The following is a 9,707-nucleotide window of genomic DNA, read 5'->3' as shown; positions in this document are numbered from 1 at the left end:
CCGCGCGTCGGCCGCGCCGACCTGCTCGCGCACCGTGGCGCGCGAACCCGCGAACGCGGCGGCCAGGAGCAGGACCGCCCACGCCACGACCGCGACGCGCAGGCGGCGGCGCCAGCGCGCCGAGACGTTCGAGAACACGCCCCACAGTCTGCCCTACCCGATCTGCGAGACACCCGTCACAATCCGCGATCGGCTGTCACACTCTTGAACCATGCCCCGTCCTCCCGACATGAACGAACCGGAAGCGAACCCGAGCCAGGCCGCCGCCTCACCCGCGGACCGCGCCCTGGCCCAGTACGAAGAGCTGCGACCGCGGCTCGTCGGCGTCGCCTACGGACTCCTCGGCTCGGTCGCCGAAGCCGAGGACGTCGTCCAGGACGCCTGGCTCCGACTGCAGCGCACCGACATCGACGCCATCGAAGACCTCACCGGCTGGCTCGTCACCACCACCTCCAGGCTCGCCCTCGACGTGCTCAGGTCCGCCCGCGTCCGCCGCGAGACGTACGTCGGCCCGTGGCTGCCCGAACCCGTCGCGACCGCGCCCGACCCGGCCGATGCCGTCGGCCTCGCCGACTCCCTGTCCTGGGCGATGCTCGTCGTCCTGGAGACCCTCAGCCCCGCCGAGCGGGCCGCGTTCGTCCTCCACGACGTCTTCGGCCTCACCTTCGACGAGGTCGCCACCGCCCTCGGTCGCACGCCCGCCTCCTGCCGCAAACTCGCCAGCCGCGCCCGCGAGCACGTCGAGACCCGCAAGCCGCGCTTCGACGTCGACCCCGAGGAGCACCGGCACGTCGTCGAGGCGTTCTCGCGGGCCGTCGTCTCCGGCGACGTCGACTCCCTGACCGCGCTCCTCGACCCCGCGGCCGTCCTCACCTCCGACGGCGGCGGGATCGTCCGCGCCGCCCGCAACCCGATCCGCGGCGCCGAGAAGGTCGCCCGGTTCCTCGCCGGCGTCACCGCCATGTACGTCGACTTCGAGCACCGGGTCACCTCCGTCAACGGCGGCCCCGCGCTCCTCACCGTCGTCGGCGGCGAGGTCGGCGGCATCACCATCCTCGGCATCGCCGAGGACGGGCGCATCGTCGCCGTCGACATGGTCCGCAACCCCGACAAGCTCACCGGAATCCACGAAGTACACCGGCCCCGATAGGCCGAACCCGACAGGAAGGAAACGCCATGGAAGCCCGACTCGACTTCACCGGCACCGCATTCGCCAAGGCCTACTACAAGAACATGCTCGCCAACGAGAAGCTCTTCCACACCGCGAGCGCCGTCCCGCACAAGACGATGGAGCTGGTGAAGCTGCGCGCCAGCCAGATCAACGGCTGCGGCTACTGCACCGACATGCACTTCAAGGACGCCGTGCACGCCGGGGAGGACCCCGAGCGGCTCAACCTGGTCCCGGTGTGGCGCGAGGCGCCCGCGTTCGACGACGCCGAGCGGGCCGCGCTGGCCCTCGCGGAGGAGTCGGCGCGCATCGCCGACAACCCGCACGGGGTCAGCGACGAGACCTGGGAGGCCGTCCGCAAGCACTACGACGACGAGCAGATCGCGGCCCTGGTCGCGATGTGCGCGCAGATCAACGCCTGGAACCGGGTCAACGTCATCCTGCGCACCACGGCCGGGTTCTACGACCCGGAGACGAAGACCGCCCGCTACGCAGAGAGGAGTTAGCGGACCTCTCCGGACCGCGTGCTGCGAGGAGAGGAGGTCACTGACCTCTCAGAAGTCGGATTCGCCGTCGAGGATGCGGCGGTGGGTCCGCTGGAGTTCGGGGCCCGGTTCGAGGCCGAGGGAGCCGATCATGAGGTCGCGGGTCGACGTGTAGACCTGGAGGGCCTCCCAGCGGCGGTGGTCCTTGCAGAGGGCGAGCATCAGCAGTTCGACCAGGCGCTCGCGGAACGGGTCCACGGCCACCGCCGCGCGCAGTTCCCCCACGGCCGCACCGGAGTTGCCGCTGTGCACCAGGAGGTCCCAGCGGCGGGTCTCCACCGCGTAGCGGCGCTCGGTCAGTTCGAGTGCGATGGCGCACTGCGGGTTGTCGGTGTCGATCCCGTCGAGAGGGCTGCCGCGCCACAGGCCCAGGGCCCGGTCATAGCAGCCGATCGTGTGGGCGGTGTCGCCCGCGGCGCGGGCCCGGTCGGCGCGGCGGCACCAGTCGTCGAAGACGTCGAGGTCGAGCTCGCCCGGGTTGGTGCGCAGCCTGACCTGGCTGCGGTCGGCGACCACCCGCGACTCGCGCGACAGCGGATCGACCAGGACCGAGCGGAGTCGCCGCAGGTAGACACGCAGGTTCGGTTCGGCCGACGGCGGCGGGTCGTTCCAGACCATGCGGCCCAGCCGCCGCCGCTGGAGCGGCCGGCCCGCGTTCGCCAGGAGCGCCGCGAGCACGGTCTGCTGGCGGATCCCTCCCAAGTGGACGACGATCCCGTCGACGACCACTTCGAGCGGACCTAGCATCCGGAACTCCATACGGGACCCTTCGGGCGGCGGAGGCACGCGCGAGCGCCTGCGACGAGGTGTCGCACCACCGTATACGCGGCGTATACGGCCTGAAGTCGCTTCCATGTCCACTGCGTCACATACGGTTCGGGCATGGGCAAACTCAAGGAGAACCTCAACGGCACCACCGGGCGGGGCCGCCTGCTCGCGGTCGCCATGTCCTTCGTGGCCGCCGCCGGCGTGATCGCGCTCGCGCCGACCGCCGCGCAGGCCGAGACCACCGGTGAGCACTGCGTCCTCGACGTCGTCACCGAGGAGCTCACCTGCGCCGACTCCCCGGAGGCGGCCCTCGCGGCGAACTCGCAGGGCCTCCTGGCCGACACCGTCCTGGTGCGGTTCTACGACCAGACCAACTACGAGGGCGCCACCAGCACGCGCTCCGTGCCGGGCTCCTACACCTGCTCGGCCGCGTACACGCCGGTCGAGTACACCATCACCAACATGGGGAGCTTCAACAACAAGCCGAGCTCCGTGCACACCTACAGCTCGTGCGAGGTGAAGCTGTTCGACAACTCCAGCGCGACCGGGACCTCGTCGACCTGGATCGACAACCTCGCCAACCGCGACACCGCCGCGGGCGGCTGGTCCAACCGCACCAGCTCGTACCAGATCAGCTAGCACCCCCAAGACACCGCAAGGGCCCGACCGCGGAAGCGGTCGGGCCCTCTTTGCTCAGGACCGGGGTTACGAGCCGAACGTCCCTAAGCGGTACTAGCGGCTGACGGCGAGCCTGGTCTCGTTGACGCCGCGGGCGGCCTCGATCTCGCCGGTGGCGTCGCCGTAGCGCGAGAGCGCCCGGAGCGTCCACTTGCCGGGGGCGGCGAAGAAGCGGAACTGGCCGCCCTCACCGGTGACGACCTCGGCGGTGAACTCGCCGGTGCCGTCGAGGAGGCGCACGTAGGCGCCCTGGACCAGGTCTCCCTCGTCGTTGACGACCGTGCCGCTGAGCACGGTCTCCTTCTCGAGGTCGACCGACGCCGGCAGGGCCAGGTCCTGGTCGGGTGCAGCGCAGCTGTCAGACATGGAGATTCCTTTCCGTACCGTCGCCGGTATCTACTTGGTGCCGGGCTCGTCGCCCAGCGCGATCGGGACGCCCACGAGGGAGCCGTACTCGGTCCAGGAGCCGTCGTAGTTCTTGACGTCCTCGTAGCCGAGGAGCTCGCGGAGCGCGAACCAGGTGTGGCTGGAGCGCTCGCCGATGCGGCAGTACGCGATGGTCGACTTGCCCTCGTCGAGGCCGGCCTCGTCCACGTAGAGCTCGCGGAGCTCGGCCTCGGACTTGAAGGTGCCGTCCTCGTTCGCGGCCTTGGACCACGGAACGCTCAGCGCGGTCGGGATGTGGCCGGCGCGCTGGGACTGCTCCTGCGGGAGGTGGGCCGGGGCCAGGAGGCGGCCGGCGTACTCGTCGGGGGAGCGGACGTCGATGAGGTTCTTGACGCCGATGGCGGCCTCGACCTCGTCGCGCTTGGCGCGCAGGTCCCAGTTCAGGGGCTGGGCGACGTACTCGGTGGCCTTGCGGTCGGGCACCTCGGTGACGACGTCGCGGGCGTCGAGCTCCCACTTCTTGCGGCCCCCGTCGAGGAGCTTCACGCTCTCGTGGCCGTACAGCTTGAAGTACCAGTACGCGTATGCCGCGAACCAGTTGTTGTTGCCGCCGTACAGGACGACGGTGTCGTCGTTGGCGATCCCGCGCTCGGAGAGGAGCTGCGAGAACTGCTCCTGGTTGACGAAGTCGCGGCGGACCGGGTCCTGGAGGTCGTCCTTCCAGTCGATCTTGACGGCGCCCTTGATGTGGCCGCTGTCGTAGGCCGAGGTGTCCTCGTCGACTTCGACGAACACGACTCCGGGGGTGTCGAGGTTCTCTTCCGCCCAATCGGCGGTGACCAGCACGTCTTCACGGGCCATGGCTGTTCTCTCCTGAACGCTGAAATGGAATGGCTTGGTATCGACTGTTCCGAGTTCGAGAGGGCCCGGCGGGCGGTGCTGTGGCGCCGTTCTCCACGGCTGAGCAAGCAGAGTCATCCAGGGGATCGTCGTTCCTGGAATCGGGGCGGTTCCGGTCGCGCCGAAGGGCGTCGTCCTATGGAACCTGGGGATGCAAGCCTTGCTCTTGAATTTCACGCACGCTGGGCCGCAATGCGGCGACTGCCGTCGGCCTCCGGGGCCGGGCGAGTCGCCTAAGGCATTCGACAGAGCGTGGCCGCGATCGTGCAGTAGTCGATCGCGCGCCGCTTCGTGAGCATCGGCTTGCGCATGGGCAGAACGCTAGCAGACTTCCGGGGCCGAATCCACACCCGTTCTCGCGATGCGGACTGTGAATGGAACCGAATGCGAGCGTCCGGTCACCGCTCAGGTGAGGACGACGTCCTCGGCGGTGGCCGAGATCGCGACCACGTCGCCTTCGAACGCGATCTCCGCGAGCGTGATCCCGTACGGCAGTTCGGGGATCTCGACCGTGGAGCTCAGCTGGGACGCGAACTGGTCGATGAGCGGCTGCACGGACGCGGGCAGGCCCTGCGTGACCGACTCCACGGTGTCGGGCGTGAAACTGATGGCGCCGTCGCCGACGGCGACCTGGCCGGTGGCCTCCAGGTCGACCGAGACGCCGCCGAGCTCCTCGGTCGTGGCGAGGACTGCGTTGCCGTCCTCGTCGATCTCCAGGTCCCAGCCGGTCTGCTCGGCCAGGAGCGCCTCGACCGAGTCGACGGCGATGGTGCCGGAGACGTCGAGGGTGCCGGCGACGGCGTCGCCGCCGTCGGAGAGCTCGCGCCAGTCGGCCTCGACGTCGCGTGCGGTCATGGCGAGCTCGGGGAACACCAGGCCGTTGGCGCCGACGTCCTTGAGGGTGATGTCGATCTGCTCGAAGTCGCCGGTCCACGCCTGGGTGGCGAAGGGCCAGCCGTGGATCGTCACGTCGGGGCGCTGGTCGGAGTAGGCGCCGTGGTCGGCGGCGGCGGACGCGACCTCGGTCGCGATGCGCCGCTCGGCGACCGCGTTCGCGACCCGGTCGCCGAGGGCGACCAGGGCGAGCACGATGACGAGGGTGATCAGGAGGCGGCGGAGGATCTTCACCAGTGGGCTCCAGGGAGTCGCGGGGTGCGTCGGCGCAGGGGGTGTGCGTCAGTCGATCATGTAGTAGGCGCTCAGCAGGTACACGACGGGGCCCGTGACCGCGAACGCCAGGAGCGGCCCGGCGGCGCTGACCACCGGGTTCGGGGCGGTCCCGGCGCCGTCGATGCGCCGCGACGCCGACATGTAGCCGCACGCGAGGTCCGACAGGACCGCGATGAGCGCGACGAGGAGGCCCCCGATCGCGGCGTGCTTGGGGTCGGGGCCCTCGATGACGAGCCCGGCGTACGCCGCGGACGCGGTGCCGCACATGGTGCCGATGACGATCCCGAACGCGCCGCGCGTGACCTGGCGGTTGATGCGCGGGTCGGGCATGACGAGGTCGACGGCGCGGGCGGCGAGGATCGCGGTCCCGGCGGCGACCACCGCCGAGTACATCGCGGGCGGGGCCGAGCCCAGGCGCGACAGCGCGATGTAGCAGGCGTACCCGCACACGGCGATGCACAGGACCATCGTGAACCCGAGGCTCTCGGTGACCCCTTCGTGGGTGCGGCGCACCAGCTGCCCGGCGACCGAGGCGCCGAACGCGAGCGCCAGGAGCACGGTGATCGGCAGGAGCGACACCGGCTGCCAGGTGACGGCGACCCAGTCGGCGCCGACCGCGAGGAGGGACGCGACGGCGATCGTGAGCCACGCGCCGTCGATGCGGCGCACCCACGTCACGAGGACGACCGCGGCGATCTGGAGGACCGCGATCCCGGCCGCGTAGACGGGCCGCTCCATCTGGGCGCCGAGCACGAGGCCGGCGCTGACGACGATGGCGACGGCGATCGCCGGGAGGCGGTGGATCAGGTGCGGGGTCGGCGGCGGCAGGGTGTGGTCCTCGCGGGCGTCCGCGGTCCGGAAGGCGCCGGTGCTCACGCGCCGGCGGGCACCGGTGGTGTCCGCGGCGCGGCGCTGTTCGGCCCGGGTCGGCTCCTCGGGGTAGGTCTCGCCCCAGGCGGAGCCCTCGGCGGGAGGGGCCGCCTCGGGGGGCTCGTAGCCCCAGGTCTCGTCGGGTCGGCTGTACGACACCGTCACAGCCTACGGCAAGGCCCTTGTGCACCGTTCACCTTCGAAGGGCCGCAGGGGCGGGTGTCGGTGCGGCCACTCGGAGGGGTGACGGTGCGCGGCCGTCCGTGATCGGGGCGTGTCGGTGCGGTGAACGGCGGTTTGCGGCCGGCTTGCGCGGCGCCGTCCCGCATGGTGAGGTTGCCGGGACATGACGCTGGTCATTTGCCAGGTGACCGTTTACACTTTGACAGGACTCCACCTACCGCATGTAAGCCCGCCCGTCGCCGAAGCCGGGAAGAGCGATAGTCGCGTGTGCTCACCTACCAGCGGAGGACTGCCTTGGAAATCCTGATCCTCACTTCCAACCCCGTGCCGGAGTCCCCAGAATCCATCCTGCCGTCCCTGGAGCTGCTGCCGCACCGCGCGCGGTACGCCGGCCGGGACGTGCGGGCACTGCTGAGCGGGCCCAGCCCGGACGCGGTGATGGTCGACGCCCGGTCCGACCTCGCCGACGCCCGCGCAACCTGCCGCGTCCTCCAGGCCACCGGCCTGACCGTGCCCCTCCTCGCCATCGTCACCGAGGCGGGGCTCGCCGCGCTCCAGGCCGACTGGGGCGTCGACGACTTCCTGCTCGCCTCGTCCGGCCCGGCCGAGGTCGAGGCGCGCCTGCGGCTGACCACCGGCAAGCCGAACGCGGCCACGGCCGCCGGCCCCGCGGTGATCCGCGCCGGCGACCTCACCGTCGACCCCGACACGTACGCCGCGAAGCTCAAGGGCGCCCCGCTCGACCTGACTTACAAGGAGTTCGAGCTGCTGCGGTTCCTCGCCCAGCACCCCGGCCGCGTCTTCACCCGCGAGCAGCTGCTGCGGGAGGTGTGGGGCTACGACTACTTCGGCGGCACCCGCACCGTCGACGTCCACGTGCGGCGCCTGCGCGCCAAGCTCGGCTCGGAGTACGAGTCGATGATCGGCACCGTGCGGCAGGTCGGCTACAAGTTCGTGGCCCCGCCGCCGGAGAACCTCCGCGAGTCCGAGCCGGCCCCCGAACGGGTCGACGCCTAAAGGACCACGGGCATTCGCCCTCCGTTCACGAGAGGCGACGGGAGAGGCGGCTTCGCATTGCGGAGCCGCCTTTTCCATTTGATTCCAAAGTTGACAGTGGGTCGGGAGTTCCCACTGGTCCTGAAGTGATGATCGGACCTGCAGCGTCCGTGATCATTTGCGCCCGTTGGAGTGAACAGTCTCCCGGACTCGTGCCAAACAGGAATATTAACCATTCCAAACAACGGTCGAGAAGGGTCCTAATCGGGCAAAAGCGGCAACATAGAGTACCCGCTTTGTGGCACTCGGTGGATAGAATTAAGACCGCTTTGGACTCAAACCCTCGTCCCCCTTGGAGTGTGACCCCGTGTCCGATCGCTCCGTCGACCCCGACGCCCTCGCCGAGTTCCGCGAGGTCGCCCAGGGCCGCTTGGATTTCCTCGAAACACTGATCGAACGGCTGCGGCACGGCAACGAACTCGGAGTGGAGCCCGGCTTCGGGCTCCTCGACTCGGGCCAGACCGCCCGCGAGATGTACCGCGAATTCCACCGCCAGACCTGGTCCAATCTCCAGGACCTGAAGTCCGACCTGGCCGGCATCATCGCCACCGTCGACGGCGTCGCCGACCGCGCCGTCGAGACCGATGACGCCTCGGCCACCCATCTGTCGCGAAGGGAGGCGTGAGCGACATGCCCGAGACCCAGACCAGCGGCGACACCGGCCGCGACGACGACGACCGCGACGACGAGCGGGACGAAGACGACGACCGCGAGAACGACAACGACGACGAGAACGAGGACGGCGAGCACCGCGGCCGCGACCGCGACGAGCACCCGCGCGGTCCCCGCGAGGAGTACGAGAACAACGCGCCCGACGACTCCACCGTCGTCGAGTACCAGCGCCGCGACGCCGACGCGCTCTTCCTGTCCGGCGAGCCCTGCGGCTACGCCAACTGCCAGAACGGCGTCAACGAGGCCGAAGCCGCCTGGATCAAGCTCGTCTCCGCCATCCCCATCGCCGGCCAGGTCCAGATGCTGACCGTCGAGACCAAGGGGACGCCCGCACCCAGCCAGGAGAGCATCCGCAACCTGGTCGCCGAGGTCCGCCCCGACGACCCGGACAAGTACGCGCTCCGGCTGATCAGCGAGCACTGGCAGACCTTCAAGAACGACTTCGACACCGACCCCGCCAACGGGATCGCCCCGATGCTCAAGTCGGCCCTGCGCACGCTCTCCGAGACCTGGAAGGGCGACGACTTCGACGCCTTCGCCGAACAGGTCGAGATCGTCCTCGGCAACTGCGCGTCGGTGTGCGACGACATCGGCGACGCCACCACCGGCGCCGTCGGGCTCCTGGAGCAGAAGGCCGACGAGTTCTTCGGCCTCCAGGGCGGCGACTCCGGCGAGCTGCCCTACCCGGCGCCGCTCTACTGGATCTCCGACATGGAGTCGATGTTCACCGACCCGCTCGTCCACGTGCGGCCCCCGTTCCGCAGCGGCCCGTGCGACGTCACCGCCGGCTGCGACAACGACGGCGGCCTCCTCGGGGCGCTGCTGGAACTCGGCGGCTTCGACAAGGACTACGTGACCGAGGTCAGCGACTACGTCGAGAACCAGACCGACTACTACATGCGCAAGCACAAGAACGACGAGCCGCCGATCACCGAGGAGCAGGCCCGGTCCTGGGCGCAGGCCGACGCCAACTCCAACATGGCCGTCGACATGAACGCGGGCGTCGAGGACTACAACTCGCGCTCGCAGATCGCCAACGAGGACGTCGTGAACCGGTGGGAGAACGCGGAGGAGTCGGCCTCGACGTTCGAGCCCGAGGCCTACCCGTCGAGCCCCTCCACGTTCCGCGACTCCTCCGACATGCTCTCGGACGGCTACGGCGGCCTCGACTCCGGCACGGGCGGCCTCGAAAGCGGCACCCCGGCCGGCGGCGACGACCTCCAGCCGCCCGGCGGCGGAGGCGGTGGCGGCGGGGTCAGCGGTGGTCTGGCCTCCGGCGGCGCCGGCGGCGCCACCCTCGGCAGCGGCGG

10 protein-coding genes and 1 pseudogene are annotated in these 9,707 nt (G+C 70.2%); 6 read left to right on the top strand and 5 right to left on the bottom strand.

From position 1 onward, the window contains the following. Positions 1–229 precede the first annotated feature (229 nt). Both sigJ and DI269_RS15605 read left to right on the top strand, forming a co-directional pair. On the top strand, positions 230–1,150 hold the full coding sequence (sigJ, locus tag DI269_RS15610; protein ID WP_112137419.1) for an RNA polymerase sigma factor SigJ: 921 nt from the start codon (positions 230–232) through the stop codon (positions 1,148–1,150). 26 nt (positions 1,151–1,176) lie between these two features. Continuing rightward, entirely contained in the window at positions 1,177–1,674 is a 498-nt protein-coding gene (locus DI269_RS15605) for a carboxymuconolactone decarboxylase family protein (protein ID WP_112137417.1), read from the top strand. 48 nt (positions 1,675–1,722) lie between these two features. On the opposite strand, the gene DI269_RS15600 is transcribed toward DI269_RS15605, so the two are convergent. Further along, positions 1,723–2,460 carry an AfsR/SARP family transcriptional regulator gene (locus DI269_RS15600; protein ID WP_198667465.1) on the bottom strand — a complete coding sequence of 246 codons (738 nt, stop codon included), beginning with the start codon at positions 2,458–2,460 and terminating at the stop codon, positions 1,723–1,725. A gap of 135 nt (positions 2,461–2,595) precedes the next feature. Here DI269_RS15600 and DI269_RS15595 point away from each other — a divergent pair, with 135 nt between their 5' ends. Further along, a complete protein-coding gene (locus DI269_RS15595; RefSeq protein ID WP_112137412.1) occupies positions 2,596–3,120 on the top strand; it encodes a hypothetical protein in 525 nt (174 codons plus the stop codon). 93 nt (positions 3,121–3,213) lie between these two features. On the opposite strand, the gene DI269_RS15590 is transcribed toward DI269_RS15595, so the two are convergent. The 4 genes from DI269_RS15590 to DI269_RS15575 form a co-directional block, all read right to left on the bottom strand. Beyond that, on the bottom strand, positions 3,214–3,525 hold the full coding sequence (locus DI269_RS15590; protein WP_112137409.1) for a DUF1416 domain-containing protein: 312 nt from the start codon (positions 3,523–3,525) through the stop codon (positions 3,214–3,216). A 30-nt stretch (positions 3,526–3,555) separates the two neighbouring features. After that, positions 3,556–4,407: a sulfurtransferase gene (locus DI269_RS15585; protein ID WP_112137407.1), complete on the bottom strand. Its 852-nt coding sequence runs from the start codon at positions 4,405–4,407 to the stop codon at positions 3,556–3,558. Between the two features lie 444 nt (positions 4,408–4,851). Next, a complete protein-coding gene (locus DI269_RS15580; protein ID WP_157975018.1) occupies positions 4,852–5,574 on the bottom strand; it encodes an LmeA family phospholipid-binding protein in 723 nt (240 codons plus the stop codon). Positions 5,575–5,622: 48 nt separating this feature from the next. Then, positions 5,623–6,645: a hypothetical protein gene (locus tag DI269_RS15575; RefSeq protein WP_157975017.1), complete on the bottom strand. Its 1,023-nt coding sequence runs from the start codon at positions 6,643–6,645 to the stop codon at positions 5,623–5,625. A 318-nt stretch (positions 6,646–6,963) separates the two neighbouring features. Here DI269_RS15575 and DI269_RS15570 point away from each other — a divergent pair, with 318 nt between their 5' ends. From DI269_RS15570 to DI269_RS15560, 3 genes and pseudogenes are all read left to right on the top strand, one after another. Further along, on the top strand, positions 6,964–7,686 hold the full coding sequence (locus tag DI269_RS15570) for a winged helix-turn-helix transcriptional regulator (protein WP_112137400.1): 723 nt from the start codon (positions 6,964–6,966) through the stop codon (positions 7,684–7,686). A 346-nt stretch (positions 7,687–8,032) separates the two neighbouring features. Continuing rightward, positions 8,033–8,350: a hypothetical protein gene (locus DI269_RS15565; RefSeq protein WP_112137397.1), complete on the top strand. Its 318-nt coding sequence runs from the start codon at positions 8,033–8,035 to the stop codon at positions 8,348–8,350. Next, positions 8,347–9,707: pseudogene (locus tag DI269_RS15560) on the top strand (hypothetical protein); the annotation flags it as partial. The gene DI269_RS15565 and the pseudogene DI269_RS15560, both read left to right, overlap by 4 nt.

Source organism: Glycomyces dulcitolivorans (genome assembly GCF_003265355.1).
Taxonomy (GTDB): Bacteria; Actinomycetota; Actinomycetes; order Mycobacteriales; family Micromonosporaceae; genus Glycomyces; species Glycomyces dulcitolivorans.
Note: the sequence above shows the minus strand (reverse complement) of the source record. Positions and strands in the feature narration are given on the sequence as shown.

Excerpts from the sequence above, each read along its gene's own strand:
- sigJ (WP_112137419.1), top strand. The coding sequence starts at position 230 with ATGAACGAACCGGAAGCGAACCCGAGCCAGGCCGCCGCCTCACCCGCG.
- DI269_RS15605 (WP_112137417.1), top strand. The coding sequence starts at position 1,177 with ATGGAAGCCCGACTCGACTTCACCGGCACCGCATTCGCCAAGGCCTAC.
- DI269_RS15600 (WP_198667465.1), bottom strand. The coding sequence starts at position 2,460 with ATGCTAGGTCCGCTCGAAGTGGTCGTCGACGGGATCGTCGTCCACTTG.
- DI269_RS15595 (WP_112137412.1), top strand. The coding sequence starts at position 2,596 with ATGGGCAAACTCAAGGAGAACCTCAACGGCACCACCGGGCGGGGCCGC.
- DI269_RS15590 (WP_112137409.1), bottom strand. The coding sequence starts at position 3,525 with ATGTCTGACAGCTGCGCTGCACCCGACCAGGACCTGGCCCTGCCGGCG.
- DI269_RS15585 (WP_112137407.1), bottom strand. The coding sequence starts at position 4,407 with ATGGCCCGTGAAGACGTGCTGGTCACCGCCGATTGGGCGGAAGAGAAC.